This is a genomic window from Nitrobacter sp. (genome assembly GCF_051535235.1).
Classification (GTDB): Bacteria; Pseudomonadota; Alphaproteobacteria; order Rhizobiales; family Xanthobacteraceae; genus Nitrobacter.
The window spans coordinates 128,050-146,624 of record NZ_JBPPLZ010000003.1 but is presented as its reverse complement, the minus strand read 5'-3'; the positions used below and the strand labels follow the sequence as shown (position 1 = coordinate 146,624).

Here is an 18,575-nt window from a genome sequence, read left to right as displayed (position 1 = left end):
ATGAGGCGGGAATTTAAAAAAAACCGCCGGAGACCATCCGGCGGGTTTTTCGCATTCGGACGATCCGATCAGGTCGTCGTGACGTGAAGCTGATGCTCCTGACCCGCGAACACCGCGTTCACGATATCAGCATTGCTCATCGAATAGTTCGACAGCACCGCGACATCGACGAAGTGCGCGCCGCCGGCCGGACCATTGGTATCGACCTGGACGTGAACATCGGTCCCCTGCTGCGTCAGCTTGACGAAATCCGACGGGCTGCTTGACGGCCCGAAGTTGGTATCGAGCAGCGCGGACAGGTCGAGCTTGTCACCCTCGGCAAAATTGTAGTGGAGGATGGTGTCCGCGGTCTCGGTGGTGGCGAGCGCGAAGGTGTCGGCAACGCCATCGGTTCCGGTTTGCGTGTGTCCGTGATGGTCGTCCGACGCCTCGCCAAACGACGTGTCGAACTCCACTTCGGCGTACGAACCCTTCGAGCCGTCCGCGTAGTTGAACGTGCCGAGCGCGGGTACCGACTGGCCGTCGATCGGCGTTCCCGGCGTGGTCGCAAGATCGATGCTGAGGATGCCGAGATCGGCTAGTCCCTTCAGTTCGCCCGCATCGCTGACGCCATTATGGTTGACGTCCTGCCAGACCAGCAGCTTGGCGAAGTCATGATCGGCTGCGTCGATAATGCCGTCATGATTGCTGTCAAGGCTGGCCAGCGCCGCAAGACCATCGGCGAAATGTCCACCTGCGAAATCCGGCGTGAACAGTTCGCTGCCGTTGTCGATCTTGCCGTTGCCGTTGACGTCGAGCGCCAGCAACCCGTCATGGCCCTTGGTCCAGGCGACCTGGTCCTTGGCCCCGTCGTGATTGATGTCAAACTGAACGCCGTCGGCGAGCGGGGTGAAGCTGAAGCCGTTGTGATCCAGATCGAGCACGATCGGGTCGGAATCGACGGTCCCGAGCACGTAGAGCTGGCCACCCGAAACCGAGATGCTGCTCGCATCGACCTTGTTGAGATCGATCAGAACATCGTTGGCGTCGCTGCTTCCCTGAATGAAGACGAAGGTATGGGTCACGCTGCCGAGCGTCGCCTCGAAGGCGAGGGTTCGACCATTCCCGCCGAGATCGACGCCCTGCAGATACTGGGTAACCGCGGCAACGTCCGACATCGACGTCAACTGGACCGCCGAAGCAAAACTATTCACGTCATCGAAGGTGATGACACCGCCGGCGATGTGATGAGACGCGACCGCCGCGTTGGTATGCAGCAACAGAGTAGAGTCCGTCCCGTTCGCCGTCGTGTTGCCGGCCACGGAGATGCCGGAATAGGAGATCCTTTCGCCAGTACCTGCAGCACCAGGCGCGAAATCGCGGATAGTATCGTAGCCGGAGATCGTTCCGGATGTCCCGGCCCCTCCGATGGTCAGAACGCTGTCGCCCGCGGCAAAGATGAAGGTATCGGTACCACCGCCGCCGACAAGCAGATCGGCTTCCTTGCCGCCATTCAACGTGTCAGATTTGGTGCCGCCGATGAGAACGTCGTTCCCCTCGTAGCCCATCAATGTTGTAGCGGAGTTGCGTGCCAGCAAAATATCGTCGAGCCCGGTTCCATTGAGAGTGGAATTACCGGCTTGTGCGCGATCCACCGTAACTGTCCCGGTATCGGCCTTTCCGCCTGCTGTTCCGGTATAGATGAACGAACCACCGTTGGAGCTAAAGCCTCCATCGGTGAACGTAACAACCCCGGTGCCTTGAGCAACCGTTCCGCTGAGCGCGCCGCTGACCCCGCTGATCGTGATGGTCTGTCCGTCGGCATCCTTGTCATTGAACAGCAATGCATAATCCGGGATGGAAATCGACGCGCCAGAGCCGTACAAGTTGGTGATCACGTGATCGTCCCGAACGATCGGAGCGCGATCGGCGTTATTGACGTGGATGGTCAACGTGTTGCCCGCCGTGTCTCCATCATTGTCGACAAGAACGAACCCGACAGGGACATCGAAGTTGCTGTTGATGACCGCCGGCGGCGAATAGGTATAGGCGCCGCTCTCCATGTTCACGCTGAGCTTGCCCCCGTCGGCCAGCGTCACCGTCAACGTATGGGTCGTCGCATTGAACGATCCATGCGTGCCACCGGAGATCGATCCGGACCCCGCGGGGTTGTAGGTATAGGTTTCGCCTCCCACCGTGATCGACTGGAGGTGCCCCCCATCGGCGCCGAAGCCGCCGGCAGGCGAACCGCCCGTCACCAGGTTTCCTGTCGCGTCGGTCGCGATCCCGACGAGCGTCTGCGCAAGCTGATTGAGATCGGTGACGACCTGGGCGGAGGTGTTCGTTTCGGTCACTCCGTCATAGGCGATCGGATCCAGCGGACCGGTCGACACGCTCGCACCGATGCCGAGAGCATAGGCGGTGACGTCGTGGTCCTTGAGGAAGTCAGTCCAGTCATTCTCAAGTGAGGAGTTGACACCGCTGCCGCTATTCGGCGCGCCATCGGAGATGAAATAGGCGACATTCTGAACCGTCCCGGTGGCAAGTTTGCCGGCCGAGCCAAAGGCCGTCATCGCATCGTTGATCGCGTCGGCATAATTCGTGCTGCCGTCCGCGACCAGATTCTTAACGATGATCTTGGCGTCCGCCAGGGATAGCCACGTGTTGCCCTGAGTGACGCCGTTGTCTGAGAAGGAGACTATTCGTACGGCAACATTGCCCTCATTGCCGTATTGCTCGAACAGCTCGTTCACGGCCGCCTTGAGGACATCCAGCTTTATCGCATTGGTCACGCCGGAAGGGTATCCAGAGCCCATGCTGCCGGACGTATCGAGGATCAAGAGCAGGTTGGTGTTGACGGTCGCGTTTTCGTCGACAGTCTTGGTCTGCGACGTCGCCAAAGGCGAGTCGTCGTTGACGATGACCGACAGCGTGCCGCCCGCCGTGTCGCCGTTCGAGTCCTTCACCTGATAACCGATATTGATCGTCAGGTTGTCCTCGTAAGAGGTTTCAGGACCGTCGTTCTTCCCATCGGCATCGTGACCCGGGTGATCGAGCGGCTTGAGTTCGGTATAGGTGTAGTTGCCCGTCGTCAGATCCGACCCGGTCAATACGACCTTGAACGCCGCGTTCGCAGCCGCAGTCGTCGCGTCGGCCGGATTCGTCGTGCCATAGAGCGTATGAGTTGACGCGTTGTAGAAGTAACTCAACGCCACGCCGCCGGACTTCACGGCATGACCGAGACTGTCGAGCACCGCTCCCGTCGAGGTGAAGCTGATGGCATTCGAAGCTGCCGCTCCATCCCCGCTGTAGTTATGGATCAACGTTCCGGACACGGTCGTTGCAGCCCCGGTTACATCTCCCGGCTGCGTGGCGGCGATCCCGCCCGCAAGACCATCCTCGTCGACCGTGATCGACTGACTTCCGGCCGTGGGCGTGCTGTTCGCGTTGGTGATGTTGACGGTTTGCAGGGCAGACGACGTATCGCCGTCACCGTCCGTGATCACATAGGTAAAGTTACCCGTGGTGTTCGAATTGGCCGGGTTGACCAGCGGATCGAACGTCCACGTGCCGTCCGCCTGGAACGTGTAGGTGCCGTTGGCGGTCGGCAGCGTCGTAACGCCGCTCGCGGCGATCGCATGAAGGCCGCCACCGTCGTTGAAGTTCACGCCCGCAACCGTGGCGCCGTCGGCGCCCCGTGCATCGTTCGCCAGAAGATTGACGCCCGCTGTCGCTCCTGCCGTTTCCAGGACCGTCAGCGCGGCATCCGCAACCGCATGCGGCACGTCGTCGACGATGGTGACCGTCAGCGAGCCCGCAGGCGCGGCGTCGCCGTCAGCATCCGTCACCGCCACGCTGAAGATCCGCGGCGAGGGATCGACCAGGGTGTTGTCCAGAAGGGTGTAGCTGTAGTGGATTGCCCCGGTCCCGGTCGTGGGGTTGTACGAATACCACGCGCTCAGATCGCCGGTCATCCCGTCATGAATCACTGTCGGGTGGCTCGAGTCGGACGACAGCGACGTGGTGTTCAGCTTGACCCCTGCGACCCCGTCCACCGACGTGAACGCAATCGTCCCGCCCGCCGTCGTCGGATAGGCCGACTCGCCAACATGCGAGCCCGCGGGTTCGTTGATCCTGTCAGCCGTTGTGGACGCAAGGCCCGCCTCAAAGACCCGCGCCGTATCGCCCCCCGCATCCGGCGTGTTGCTCCCGATCGTCGGCGTCGAATCGCCGATCTTGATCGTCAGCGTCGCCGGCGATGTGTCGCCGTCGCCATCCGTCAGCGTGTAGTTGAAGACGTCATCGACGCCGCCCATTGAACCCGACGTGCGGGTGTAAGTGTAGTGTCCGTCCGACGAGATCTTCAACTGGCCGTACGCGCCGTCGATCACCGTATCGGTGCCGACAGGCTTCGCCGAGCCCGCGCCATCCTTGCCATAGGCCGAAGACACATGCGCGCCGTCCGCGCCCAACGTGTCCTTGCCCAGGGCACCGCTCGTCGTGTCGGCCCCGGTAATGACATTGCCGTCCGTCGTCGTCCCGGTCCCGACCGAGTCGGTGTCGCCGCGCGCCGTCGGAACGTCGTCCCTGATGTCGATGACGAGGTTCGCAGTGCCCGTCGCGCCGTCGGCGTCCGTCACCGTCAGCTTGAAGGTGTCGCCGGGGCTGACCACATCCGCGTCGTTGTTCGGCACCGTGTCGTGAACCGGCTTCGTCAGCGTATAGGTGTAGTTCGCGGCCCCGGTGCCGGCATCGTAGTCGCTGATGACCAGCGTGCCGTGCGCGTCGCCGCTGGTGAAGTCGAACGTTTGAGTGCCAGGACCGGTGATGTCGTTGATGGTCACCTGCTGGGACGATCCGCCAAGGCTCACCGTCAGCGTCTTGATATCGAGCGAGCCATCCGCATCCGTCAAGTGGATGGTGCCGTGCGCGTACTCGCTAAGTGCGGCCGCGTTCGATCCGGTCGGAAGCCCGGCCTCATCCACCAGGTTGTAGCCGCCTACGGGATCGGTCGGCGTCACCGTGATCTCCGGCGTGTGGTTGGTGCCGGTGATCGTCAGCGTCAGCGTCGCCGACGAGGTGTCGCCGTCGCCGTCGCTCATCGTGTAGGTGAACACATCCGTCAGCGTCTGGCCTTTCGCCAGCGACTCCGCAACGCCGCTATCGAGTTGATAGCTGTAATGGCCATCCGCACCCAGCGTCAGCGTGCCGTGAGCGCCATGCACCCCGGAGCCGACCTGCGCATTCGTCCCGCCAGCGGTCGCGCCAGCTTCGATGCCGACGACCCCGCCGCCGGCATCCTTGCCGTCCGCGCCGAACGCATCGTTGTACAGCACGCCGTTGGCGGCCGCGACCACAAGCTCCCCGCCTTCCGTCACCGAACCCGTATCGGCATGCGCAACCGGAACGTCGTCATTGACCACGACCGTGAAGGTGCCCGATGCGTGGTCGCCGTCGGAATCCGTCGCGACATAGTTGAACGACAGCGCGATGTTGTTTTCGTTCTGGCCGGCGGCGTGATCGAGTTGATCCAGCAAAACGAAGCGGAACGAACCCGATCCATCGTCGGACAGCGACACCTCGAACACGGTGCGCGCATCCACGCCCGCGGCTCCCGCCGTGCCGTACAGCACGGTGCGATCAGCGTTGAACGAGAGCTGGATCTCCTCGCCATGCGAGGTCAGATGACCCGATGTCAGCGTTCCACCGAACCCGGCCAGCGGACTGCTGTCGAAAGTGACACTGCGATTGCCGTTGCCGCCAGGATGGTCCTGAGCCAGCGTGCCGTATGTTCCTGTCGTGCTATCGGCGCCGTGGTCGGCGCTGTCTGCACCCCACTTGATGTTGAGCAGGCCGGTCGCGGTCGCCTCGTTGCCGTCGTGATCGGCATTGGGAACATCGATGTCGCCCGGCTGGTGGCTATCGTGATTGCCGAACGCATTCGGCCCGGCCAGGCCGTCCTCGTCCACCACCACGGCCGCGACCAGGCTGACGTTGTCGATCAGCGCGCCGAGCGAATTCTCCTGGCCGGTCGCATGGAAACCAAGCGTGTTACCAGGGCCGGTGCCTTCGACGAAGACCGTGATCTGCTGCCAGACTCCGGGCGTCATGCGAGCGGAATCGATCGTCTTCACGACCTGACCGTTCCACAGCACGTCCATGCTGCCGCTGTCGGCGTCGCCCTCGTTCGGGCGCGGCGCGTACCAGAAGGTCACTTCGTAGGTCTGTCCGGCTTCGGTGCCAGCAATGGCCTGCTGGATGGTGGAGTTGGTGTGGCCAGTCGTGTTGACGTGGTTGTCTCCGGACAGACTCCCGCCTGTGAAATCTGAATCGAGTTCGACCAGGGCGCTGCCGTCCTGCGCCGGTACGCCGCCGGGGCCGCCGACCTGCACCTCGAAAGGCACGCCGTCCGCGCCTGTGGTCCAACCGCCGTCCAGCGTGTGATAGATCGACCACTGGCCGCCGGAAAGGCCGTGGCCGTCCTCGAAGCTGCCGTTGACGATGAGATTGGCCTGCGTGGCCACTAACGGCACGTCGTTTTCGATGGTGACGTTGACACCGCCGGTCAGCACGACGCTGTCGCCGTCGGCATCGGTCGCGGCGAACAGCGACGCCAGATTGAACGTCAGCGTCCCGCTGTCGCCGTTCGCCGGGTGATCGACGTTGTCGAGCAGCGTGAAGACGAAATTGCCCGCACCGTCGTCGACCAGCGTGAAGATGGTCCGGTTATCGGCGGTCACGCCGCTCAGCGTATCGCCGACGATTTTATAGCTGATCGCCGATCCGTCGGAAGTCAGGCCGGACAGCGTTCCGTTGGCCGCCTGATTGAAGCCGATTCCGCCCGGACCGTCGGCGCCGAAATTGACGAGATGAGCCAGATCGGCGGCATGGATGGTCACCGACGTCGCGGTGTGTCCGGCTTCCGGATTGCCGTCCGACAGGCCGTCTTCATAGACGGTGCCGGCATCGATGTTGCCGCCGAGTGCCACCGGCATGTCGTCGTCGACGCCGACCATGAAAGTACCGGTGGCGGTGTCGCCGTCGGAATCCGTCGCGGTGAAATGGAAGGTGATGTTGATATCGTTCTCGGAACCGTTCGGCGCGTGATCGAGCGCGTCGTGCAGCGTGAATTTGAACGCGCCCGTTCCGTCGTCGGACAACGATACTTCGAAGACGACGCGCGAGACGCCGTCATGGATCGCGGTGCCGACGAGATGCGTTCCGGCATCGTCCAGGGTGACGACAACGGAATCGCCATGCGACGTCAGGGACGTGGGGCTGAGGCCGCCGCTGACGCCGATGTCGGCGCTGGTGAAGGTGACGCTGCGGCCGATCAGCGTGCCGCCATCCTGATAGAAGCGGTTCGCATCGGAGGTATCGGCCGTCGAGGAGTCGTAATTGTCGGCGCCCCAGTTGATGTGGAGGTCGCCGATGACCGACGTCGCCGTTCCGAGCGCATCGCCTTCTGATGGAACCGGAAGGTCATGATTGCCGGCGGCCAGGCCGTCTTCATCGACGACATAGGTCGCGACCAGCCCGACGTTGGCCAGATAGGTGCCGTGATAATCTTCGGTCATCAGATCGTGGCCGTCCCACGTCTGATCGATCTTCGCGTTGCCGGTGCCGATTTCGCGGAACGTCAGCGCATCCGACGTTCCATTCGTCGTGACGATGTAGTTGTAGGACGTCAGCGCGCCCGGTCCGCTCGGATGAATGGTGCCGATGACCTGACCGTTCCAGAGAACCTGCAATTCCGCCGTCTTCGGGAACGGCGCACCGGCCTCGAACTGGATCGCATAGGTCTGACCGGCGGTCAGGCTGCTGAACTGCTGCGTGATCTGGATGTTGCCGGGCGAACTGCCCATGTCCACCATCTCGGCGCCGTTCGATGTGGTCATGCCGAGATAGCCGTTCGGCGAACGCTCGAGGTCTACGGTGTATCCGCCGGTCGGCGACGGCCCGATCGCCCAGCCGTCGACGCTGGTCGACATCGATCCCCACCAGACGGGATCGCTCCAGACGCCTTCCACGAACTGGCCGTTGACGATCTGGTTCAGCGGCGCCGGCGCGACTGACGGACCGTCGTCAAGGAAATGAATCTGGTTGCCGATTCCGACGGAGGCGACGGACGTATCGCCGTCGCCGTCCGTCACCGTGACGGAGGCCTGGATCAGATTGTCCGCAAGCGTCAGCGGCGACGCGGCCTCGTTCGGGTCGGCCGGATTGTGATGATAGAGCGCGATATACTCCGCGACCGTCAGCACGCCGCTCGAACCGTCGAGCGAAATCGCGAATGCAACCTTGCCGTTCGAATCGGCAGTGCCGCCCGAGGTGCCCTCGCGTCCGACGATGAGACTGCCTTCCTTGTACAGGAACACACTTCGCCCGTCGGTGGCATCCAGGCCTGAATCGATACCGTTGCCGCCCGACAGATTGAGCGCGAAGACCGGCGCGGCGCCCTGCCCGTCGGCGCCATAGATGGTGCCCGTTGCGGACACCACCGCCGCCTGGCTTTGAGCGATCTCGATCGGCGTGCCGGGAATGCTGCTGAACAAGGCGGCGTGAGCCGCGATGTCAGCGACATCGTCGGTGGAAGCGTCCTGCCCTGCGGTCTCGTCGATCGTCAGCGCCGTGGAGGTCGCAACCAGGTCGGCATGCGGTCCGTCGTCGTCGAAGCGGACGTTGGCCGAAATATCCGCGCTTCGGGTCGCTGTATCGCCATCGCCATCGGTGACGGTCACGCTCACGGAGAGCGAACCGGCGTTGAGGAACGCGCTTTCGTTGTTGCTCAGGGTGTCGAACTGATGCAGCGACACGTACTGAACGAGCGAAAGTACGCCGGTCGTCGGATCGATGCGGAACGCGAACGCCGCGTCATCAGCCGACGTGATTGACTGATCGCCATTCGAGTCGAAACGGCCCACGACGTAGCCGACGCCGCCGTAGGACTCGTTGAGCAGATGGATCGACTGGCCGGCCGTCGTCGTCAGGCCGGAATCTGCTCCATTGAACGTGGACAGCGTATAGACGGTCGCTTCTGCAACCGATCCATGCCAGGGACCGTCCGCCCCGAAATTCACCGCGACATTGACCGCGGCGGAAACGCCGGCGGCGAACTGCGGGCCAGCCGTCATGTCGGCGTCCGTGCCCTTGTTCGCGACGGCATTGAACAGGTTATTGGGATCGACGTCGTTGGTGATCGGCTGATTACCGGCGGACTCGTCGACAACGATTCCGCCGACCTGCTGCAGCGGCACGGGGCCGGTGCCGCCTAGGTCGGTGCCCGCTGTGTCAATATTGCCAGGGTTGACGACGACCCAACTGCCGCCAGGTTCGGGCGCCGTTCCGCTCCCGCCCCCGGTGATCGCCGTCACGACGAGATCCGGACCGTCATCCAGGAAGCTGACGTTCGCCGAAACATCCACGATCTTGGTCGCGGTGTCCCCATCACCATCGGTGACGGTCACGCTCACGGAGAGCGCACCGGCGTTCAGGAAAACACCCTCGTTGTTGCTGTGGATGTTGGGCTGATGCAGCGAGACGTACTGGACGAGCGAAAGCACGCCGGTCGTCGGATCGATGCGGAACGCGAACGCCGCGTCATCAGCCGACGTGATTGACTGATCGCCATTCGAGTCGAAACGGCCAACGACGTAGCCGACGCCGCCGTAGGGCTCGTTGAACAGATGGATCGACTGGCCGGCCGTCGTCGTCAGGCCGGAATCCATGCCGCTCGTGGTCGACAGCGAGAAGATGGTCGCCTCCGTGACCGAACCGTGCCACGGACCGTCGGCGCCGAAATTCGCCGCGACGTTGACCACGGCGGACGTGCCGGCCGCGAACTGCGGCCCGGCCGTCATGTCGGGATCCACGCCCTTGTGCGCGACGGCGGCGAACAGACTGTTCGGATCGACGTCGTTGGTGTTCGGCTGATTGCCGGCGCTTTCGTCGATGACGATGAGACCGACCGACACGTTGGCCAGATAGGAGCCCTGATTGTCGGGCGCACCGGTCTCGCGGAATTCGAGAAGGTTGCTGCCGTCGCCGAAGCCGCCTTTGATCTTGATGTCGTAGGCGGTCATCTGACCGTTCGGATCGAGGTCGTAAATCTTCACACCGCCGAACCAGACTTCGAGATGCGCCGAATTCGGGACCGGCGCGCCGGCCTCGAAGCGCAGTTCATAGGACTGGCCGGTCACCAGGCCGTTGACGACCTGGCTGATCTTGACGTCGTGAGGCGAGGCGTCGAGATCGACCATGTAGCCGTTGGTCGACGAATGCATGCCCTGATAGCCGTCGCCGACACGCTCGAGCTGCACGGCGCCGCCGCCGGTATTGCCGATCGGGTTGGCGCTGTGGCCGTCATTGGCGTCGGAAATCGTCCAGCCGCCGTTGGTGCCGATGGCGACGCCGCTGCCGGTGCCCCACGCATTGCCGTTCAGCGCGAAGGTGCCGAAATCGAGACCGTTGATCGCGGCCGGCGCGGTGACGGTCAGCGACGGGCCGTCGTCCTGGAAAACGATGTTGCCGCTGATATTGATGGTTTGCGAAACGCGGTCGCCGTCACCGTCGGTGAGGGTCACGGTCGCCTGGATGTTCTTCAGCCCGCTCGCAGCTTCGTCGTGAGCGGCATCGCTCGAACCCGGCGTCGGATTATTCAGCGAGACATATTGCGCGATGCTGATCGTGCCATCCTGCCCGAGCGCGACCGCGAATGCTGCCGGGTCGACGGATGAACCGTACGAGCCGTTGGTCACGCCCAAACCGGGGTCCGTTCCGTCGTAGCGGCCGACGATCAGGCCGTTCTCGATGAACAGGTAGATGCGGTGTCCGTCGGTCGTCTGGAGGCCGGAATCCGCACCGTTTCCGCCGGCGATCGCGAGCGAAAGCACCTGCGAATTGTTGATCGCGGCGCCGTCGGTGCCGAAATCGGCGCTGACATGCACGATCGATCCCTGGCTGGTGGCGAAGCCGATCGCCCCGTGTTCCTTCTGCGCGTTGGCGACGTCGGTATCGACGCCCTTGTTCGCCACGCCGTCGAACAGCGTCAGAACGCCTGCCGGCAGGCCGGAGCTCGCGACGTCGTTCGAGCCGTTCGGATCGGCACCGGTCACGCCCGGCGTTTCGTCCTGGATCACCGTTCCCGAAGCCGAGAAGCCCGTGATCCTCGGGCCGTCGTCCTGGATCTCGATGATCGAGTTGCGCGAGTCGGCGATCGTGACGGTTTTCGAGTCCGATGCGACATCGCCGTCGCCGTCGGTCGCAGTCACCGTCAGGGTGATGCCGAGGCTGGCGTCACGATCATCGAACGTCAGGAAGGCGGATTCGTCGCTCGAATTGTGATTGCCGTGCTCGACCGGCAGGTACTGCTCGATCGACATCTTCGGTCCGGAGCCCGAATCCGTGATCACGATATGCAACGCGATGGGGCCGTTCGGGTTGTCGCCGATCCGGCCGACGATCGATCCGTCCGCCTCCTTGAACAGATAGATCGTGCGCGCATTGTCCGACAGACCGGCAAGCGACGTGCCAGCGAGCGCGGTGACGACGAGATTGGTTTCCACGCCGTGAATGGAGCCGGCCGAAACCGCCTGACCATAATCGTTTTTCAGCGTGAACGCGTATTCCTTGACCGCGGCGGCTTTCGCACCATCGGCGCCGAAGTCGACATCGACGGCAAACAGTCCGGCGAGCGACGTGCCCTGCCCCGAGGTCGGGGTCGATACAATACCGATGGCCTTGGACGGATCGGCTGCGGTCAGGAACGGGTAAGCAGGTCCGGTGACGCCGGAGACGTTGTCGGAGGTAGCGTTCGTATCGCCCGGCAACTGATGAATCGACTCGTCGAGCGTGAGCGTTCCCAGGGTGACGTCGTCGCCCCGTCTGTCATGCGCCCGGTCGACGTCGACGGTCGGCGTATCGTCGTTGACCTTGAACGTCAGTGAACCCGAATCGCGATCGCCATCGCTATCCGTCACGGTGAAGCCGACCTTGATCGTCAGGTTTTCCTCGGTCGTGCTGCTGGTCGGATGAACCAGCGGCTCGCTTACCTTGAGTGTGTAGGAGCCATCGGAATCCACATCGAGCGTGAACACGACGTTGTGGGAGACATTGCCGATCGCGGTCAGGATCGTATGGTCGCCGCTCGTGGTGGTCGTGTAGTGAACGCCCTCCTGACCGGCCAGACCGTTCCCCATCTTGTAGATGGCCTCGATCCCTGTGGGGGGCGTGAAGGCGATGCTCCGGATGCCGTCGGCGCCCGGCGCGAACAGGCTGCCGTCGCCTCCCGAGAACGTGTTGGTGTTGGGGCTGACATCGCCGTTTCCGCCGCTGTTCGTCGGGGTGAATAGCGACTGGGCCTCGTCGTCCAGAACCTTCGGGGCCGTGACGTCATGCGCGACCGGAACGTCGTCGCGGATCGTGATCGTGAACTGGCCCGCCAGCGTCACGCTGTCGCCGTCGCCGTCGGTGGCCTTCAGAATCGAACCGAAGTCGATCTGGCCGAGATCCCACCGACCCGTCTCCAGCGTGGTGTTCTGGCCGTTGGCATTCACGTGATCCAGCGAGTCGTACAGCTTGAATGCATAGTTGCCGGTCGTGTGATCGACCGTCAGCGTGAACACCGTGTGGCCGCCGGCGCCCGTTGTGTAGGCCGTCAGGATGTCGCCGCTGACGCTGTAGTGCAAATCCTGGCCATGCGACGTGAGATGGAGACCCGCCATCGTCGACGTCGCGTTCGAGATGAACCGATAGGCATACGCGCCGGGGCCGTCCGCGCCGAAGTCGACGTGGCCGGCCAGCGTGCCGAACACGTCCGCGGGTCCCGATCCGTTGTCGGACGGGCTGTCGGTGTACGACCCGTCGCCGTTGCCGTCGTTCGGGCTCGTGCCCGTCGCGTACGGAGTTTTGATGTCGTCCTCGTCGACCGTCTCGGAAATCGCGCGGCCCGTGATCTTCGGACCGTCGTCATCAAAGTGGATCGCCCGCGAAATATCCGCCGAGCCCGACGCCTGATCGCCGTCGCCGTCCGTCACCGTGACGACGACGGAAACCGTCTTGCCGTTCAGCGTGACCTGATCGTCGTTGTCGAAAATCTCCGGATGCTTGATCGAGACATATTGAACCATCGACACGACGCCGGTGTTCGGATCGATCGCGATCGCGAAAGCCGCCGGATCGTTGCCGTTGACGGTCGTATTGCCGTCGGTGGGCGAGTCGTAGCGGCCGACGATCAGGTCGCCTTCCTTGAACAGGAAGATTTCGCGCCCCTCTGTGGTGGCCAGGCCCGAGTCGGTGCCGTTGATGACCGAGAGCCCGTATGAGGTGGCCTGGGAAACGCTCCCGTGCCACGGGCCGTCGGTGCCGAACACGGCGGAAACCGTGGCGGCCGCTCCATCGCTGCGCGCGTAAGCCAGAACCGGGCCCGGCTCGTGCGGATCGTCACCCCGATTCGCAACGCCGTCGAAGACATGCAGCGGACCCGTCACGTCATCGTTCTGATTGCCCGGCGTTTCGTCGATCGTGATTTCGAAATGCCGATCGATCGACACGCGCACGCTCGGACCGTCGTCCTCGATGGCAATGCGGGAATGCTGGTCGTCTGCAAGCACCGCCGTCGCTGACGACGTCGCCTGGTCGTTATCGCCATCGGTGATGACACCCGTCAGGGTGACGCCGAGGCTGGCATTCTCGCCGACGAGTTTCAGCAACTGGGTCGAATCGAAATCGTTGCCGTCGCTACCGTGGTCGATCGCCATGTACTGGTCGATGACGATCTTGCCGTTGTCGATGTCGCCCGGATCGGTCAGGGTGATCCGCAGCGCGATGGCTCCATTGGGATCGTTGCCGACCCGGCCCACGATCTCGGTGTCGCTGACCTTGAAGAGATAGATGGTGTCGTTCGGATAATGGCCGGCTCCGTCCGTCACGCGAAGCGTGGTGGCGACTCCTGTGTTTTCGCCCGCGCCGGACAGCGACAGCGAATAGGCGTAGGTCACCGACTTCTCGCCGTCCGCTCCGCCGCTCTTCGAGATCGTGAACAGATCTTCGAGGTCGAACTGCCGGCTCGTCACTTCGCCGATCGGGTGGGTTCCGCTCGGATCGGGCGTCTTGTTCGAACCGACGTCGTCGCTCGCTCCGTTGCCGTTGCCGCCGCGATCACCGCCGATCGACTCGTCGAGCGTCAGGGTCCACCGGCCGCCTTCCGAGTTCTGATTCACCCCGACGCCGATGATCGGCGTGTCGTCGTTGACGGTGAGCGACAAGGTGCCGGTGACGCTGTCGCTGTCGTGATCGGTAACGACGTAGGTGAAGGTGAAGTCCTGATTGTTTTCGTCGTGGCCGGACTCGTGCTGGATCGCGTGCAGTTGCTTGACGGTGTAGTTGCCGGAGAAACGATCGGTCAGGCTGACCTGGATAACGTCCACCGACGAGCCATTCTGCATCTGGCTGACGGTCAATACCGTCCCGGAGGAGTTGACCGAGTAGTGGAATCCTTCCGGCGCGCCGTTCGCGGTCAGCAACAACGTGCCCGCACCGTCTGAGCCATAGCTGTGCGAAAGCGTCCCGGTCGCGGTGATCGGACCGTTGTTGCTCTCGTGGTAATCGCCCACGCCGCCGAGATTGCCGCCGAGCGCGTCTTCATCGAAGGTGACCGACTCGTTTTTGGCCGTGACCGGACTGTCGTCGTTGACGGTCAGCTTGAGCGAGCCGTCGGCCGTGTCGCCGTTGCTGTCGGTGACGCGATAGCGGAACGTGAAGACCTGGTCGTTCTCGTTGCCGCCCGGAGCATGATCGATCGCGTGAAGTTGCTGGAGCGTGTATTGACCGCTGATACGGTCGGTCAGCGTGATCCGCAGAACGTCGACACTGCTGCCGTTCTGTATCTGGCTGACCGTCAGGACCAGGCCGTCGTCGGACAGCTTGTAGCTAAACCCGCTCGGCGCTCCCGTTCCGAGAAGCAGCGTCGACTCATGCACGCCGTCGGCATCGCGATGGTAATCGTGGGCGAGCGTGCCCGTCGCGAAGATCGGACCGTTGCCGCTCTGGTCATAGTCGCCAATTCCGCCCTTGTTGCCGCCGGGCAGACCGTCTTCGTCGAAGATCAGCGCATCGTTGGAGAGAGCCTTCGGTCTGTCGTTGATGAATCCCGACGTCGGGATATCGTTGATAACGAAGCTGGGCAGTTCTTCCTGGCCGAGCAGCGGAATCGGATTGCTCGGAGCGAGCGGATCGATGCCGACCGACGTGAAGTTGGCGCCGGACGCCTGCGCGCCGCTGCCACTGCCGTTGCCCGCAGCCGGAAGCACCGACGGATCGTCGGTGACCGGAAACAGCGTCGCGAATTCCGCGCTGGTGATATCGCGGCCGGGCGCCACTTCGACGGTGACGTCATGCAGCGGCTTGCCGGTACTGTCGAAGAACGGTTCGAGCGTGACCGTCGAATGATTGTCGAACAGGATGATCAGCTTTTCGCCGATATGGACCAGCGTGATCTTTTCGCTCGCAATCGACGAGAGGTCCGCCCTGACGCTTCCGTCGTAGCTCAGCGACACCACGACGGACTGGTCACCGTATGGCTTGGTGACCTTGACGATCCGCGGATGTTGCTTGTCACCGCCGCCGCCGGCTTCAGAAGTATCCGCCTGCGCAACGTGGAACGGTCCGTTCATGACGCTTGTCCTCAAAAAAAATCAAATCCGTCAAATGGATTTAACTGAATCTTACCCATCATAATCTTGCCGCAATGAAACACGTCAACAAATCTTTCGCGCAATGCCCAGGCAGTTCGGTGTGTGGTTAAATTACAACGCTTACAAGCCTGTCGTGCGGTTGAGTGAGAAGGCACATTGACCGTTCAAGGCCCATACTGGATGATTGCGCAGCGCTGACGCGAGGCTGGGCATGTCAATAAAAAAATGTTTTAATTTCAAATACTTGGTAATTGCGGGGATTCTCGCTTCCGGAAGTCAAATCCCTGCACGAGCGGCGGATCTCGGTATCGTGCCGCCCAGCGGTGCGGTTCTTGGCGGCTGTTCGGACATCGTCCTGAGCTGCGAGAACGGTCGGCAATATCCGATGTGTCCGATCGCCGTGAGTCTCGCGGGCGATATTGTTACGGCCACTCTTCACACCGGGCCGAATCGCCCAACTTACGTTCGTCTCGTTCCGATGGGCGTCGGCTATCGTTATGCCGGCCGCAACATCTGGCTCGACGGGTTGCGCGAAAACGCGATCCTGAACTTCGGCAAGTACAGTTCGGTCGCCTGCACCGTCACAACGCCGTAAACGCGCAAATCCTGACGGAGGTCGCGATCTGTCGCGACAACGCATTGGATGTTGCGGGACCACGGACCCGCAACTCCGCATCTGAGCGATCGTAGCTGGTGCGATCGCGTTTCAGAGCCTTCTCTTGCGATAAACGAATAGAGCGTTTTCGAGCGAAGCATGCCCACGGGCTCGACCCGGATGTAGATTCCCGTTCGCGTCGAGACAACGCATCAAACCAAAATCATTGGGACGTCGCTTCCGATCCATGAGAAGCGGAAAAGGCTCTGCAAGCCTCCCGCTCGATGATCTGATCGAAGCGCTGCCTTCGCGCGAACGGCTGCCTGTCCCCGGTTCAGGCCCGGGGACACGATTCGCTCAGGATGTCCTGTCTTGCTGCGGTTGAGACCGCTCAGCCCTTGGTGCGGAGAACCGTATGGGCGCGGCGCGGATACATGTACGACTTGGGATGCACATAGACCGGGCAAACGTCGTAATTGGCGTGCTGTTGCCAATTCCACTTCCAGCACCCGACATCGACGGCTGGATCGAAATAGTTGTACGGCACATCGCCGAATGCATGGGCGCGTCCGCTCGGAACGGCAAATGCCGCCGCAAACGCGGCCAGGATCAGAGCGCGGCGAAAAACGGTCATAACGACTCCATCGGTGATATTCGTGCAAGTATGATGCGGCCGGAGACGAGAATCAATATTCGGCGATGTCCCGACCACCGATTTGCAGGTAGTTCTGACGAATGTTTCGGACGCAACGAAAGCGTTCGGGGTTGGGGACTCCTCCTCTACCGTCCTAAAATTCCAATACCAAAAGGCCGACCTGGCCAGAAGGTATAGGAGGCATCTGCCTCCGGCCATTATCGGCGGCAAGGCGGCTTTGCGTGGCTGGCTGGAAGAACGACTAGCCCCGCTTGCGGTCCTTGAGATCGATTTGGGGGAGCGACGGACCATCTTCGCCAAGACCGGGCTGGCCACATGGACAACCGCCGACCATGCTTTCGAGGTGTTGAAAGTGATTGAAAATTTCTTTGCCGAGATCAGCGAAGAAGACGATGATGAGCGTGAGTCCGAAGCAACAGCCGGCACGACCTGAGCGTAGGTCTGAAAAAACCACGCGGACAGACGGATCTCGACCGGCAAGCTTGGCCAGAATCTAGTCAGTCGGTGAAACTTCTCGACGGCAGCGCTGTAATGGCGCGAGAGTTTATGATGAAGCCATCCATATTATTTGTTTTGCGCTCAGCTTGGAGCGACACGCTGGCATCGTTAAGCCAGCTTCAATATCCAGCGCTCGTTGTTTTCCTGATCTGCTTTGCAGAGCAACTAGCCAGGGCTTTCTTGCCGCCGGATGGGCGACTTGGGGAAACTCTGGATGTGCTTGTCGGTACAGTTTCGACTTTTGCAATTGTGCCCTACCAAATCGCAATTTACCGGCTGATAATTCTTGGCGATGTCACGACGAATTACTCATTTACAGCGAACACCAACCGCGTCCGTCGCTTCCTCGCATGGACGGCGGCGCTTTGGATCGCAACTATCGCTCCGATTTTAATTTTCGGTCTTCTCCCGATCGGCCTTAGCGTCGCGTTGACCGTAACTCTTGTGGTCGTTGGAATCGTTGTACTGTTACGCTTGATCCTGTTGTTTCCAGCGATCGCTGTTGATGCGACCGGCGCAAGCGCAACCAATGCTCTCGCCGACAGTAATGGACATTTTTGGTTTATTGCCCGGTCTATGCTTGTCGCATGCCTTCCTATGGTCGTGGTGTTCGTAGCGTTAATCGCATGGGTCTGGTTTGCTTGTGTGAGCAACATCCGCAACGCAGATATGGGTCAAACTCTTATCGGCATCGCTTTTCTTAGTGCGATAGGTACGGTTACCGTAACGACAAGCATTGTCGTTGTAGCTCGCCTGTACGAGTGGATTGGCGAGCGGGTTAAGGGAATGGGTGATAGCTGATCGCCCCTTTCGGGGCATCGCTCCCCGCGATGATCCGCCAATGCCGGACTCCCAATTGCCGACGCAAGCATTACATTTCTCGTATCGCATGTGGAGCACCGCGATGCCTCGCACCCCGAGAGACCTGGCGGATCGGATGGCGGCACGACGCCGGCGCGCCAAGGCCGACTGCAGCACGTCTCATCTGATCGATAGAAAGACTGCGCTGCCAAATCCCTTTGTCGAGGTCGGCGAGCAAGGACAACCACGCAAACGGAAGGTCAGCGGAACCGCGAAGCCGGCCCATCGCAAGCGTTGACTAAACGCGCCGTTGGCTTGGCGATGGTTTGACAACGCTGTCAGGAAAAGGAGCCAC

The 18,575-nt window shown here is 61.9% G+C and carries 5 protein-coding genes; 3 read left to right on the top strand and 2 right to left on the bottom strand.

The features are described 5' to 3' along the window. Positions 1 to 68: 68 nt before the first annotated feature. Complete coding sequence (locus ACS3WA_RS05335; RefSeq protein ID WP_438277513.1) at positions 69 to 15,650, bottom strand: DUF5801 repeats-in-toxin domain-containing protein; 15,582 nt, start codon at positions 15,648 to 15,650, stop codon at positions 69 to 71. 331 nt (positions 15,651 to 15,981) lie between these two features. On the opposite strand from ACS3WA_RS05335, the gene ACS3WA_RS05330 reads away from it, so the two are divergent. Next, complete coding sequence (locus ACS3WA_RS05330; RefSeq protein ID WP_438277512.1) at positions 15,982 to 16,266, top strand: hypothetical protein; 285 nt, start codon at positions 15,982 to 15,984, stop codon at positions 16,264 to 16,266. A gap of 391 nt (positions 16,267 to 16,657) precedes the next feature. On the opposite strand, the gene ACS3WA_RS05325 is transcribed toward ACS3WA_RS05330, so the two are convergent. Next, positions 16,658 to 16,900 carry a hypothetical protein gene (locus ACS3WA_RS05325; protein WP_438277511.1) on the bottom strand — a complete coding sequence of 81 codons (243 nt, stop codon included), beginning with the start codon at positions 16,898 to 16,900 and terminating at the stop codon, positions 16,658 to 16,660. Between the two features lie 82 nt (positions 16,901 to 16,982). Here ACS3WA_RS05325 and ACS3WA_RS05320 point away from each other — a divergent pair, with 82 nt between their 5' ends. Together ACS3WA_RS05320 and ACS3WA_RS05315 are read left to right on the top strand one after the other, a co-directional pair. After that, on the top strand, positions 16,983 to 17,354 hold the full coding sequence (locus ACS3WA_RS05320; RefSeq protein ID WP_438277510.1) for a hypothetical protein: 372 nt from the start codon (positions 16,983 to 16,985) through the stop codon (positions 17,352 to 17,354). Positions 17,355 to 17,425: 71 nt separating this feature from the next. After that, positions 17,426 to 18,220: a hypothetical protein gene (locus ACS3WA_RS05315; protein ID WP_438277509.1), complete on the top strand. Its 795-nt coding sequence runs from the start codon at positions 17,426 to 17,428 to the stop codon at positions 18,218 to 18,220. Positions 18,221 to 18,575: the final 355 nt, after the last annotated feature.

Coding starts and splice junctions, on each gene's coding strand:
- ACS3WA_RS05325 (WP_438277511.1), bottom strand. CDS start 16,900: ATGACCGTTTTTCGCCGCGCTCTGATCCTGGCCGCGTTTGCGGCGGCA.
- ACS3WA_RS05335 (WP_438277513.1), bottom strand. CDS start 15,650: ATGAACGGACCGTTCCACGTTGCGCAGGCGGATACTTCTGAAGCCGGC.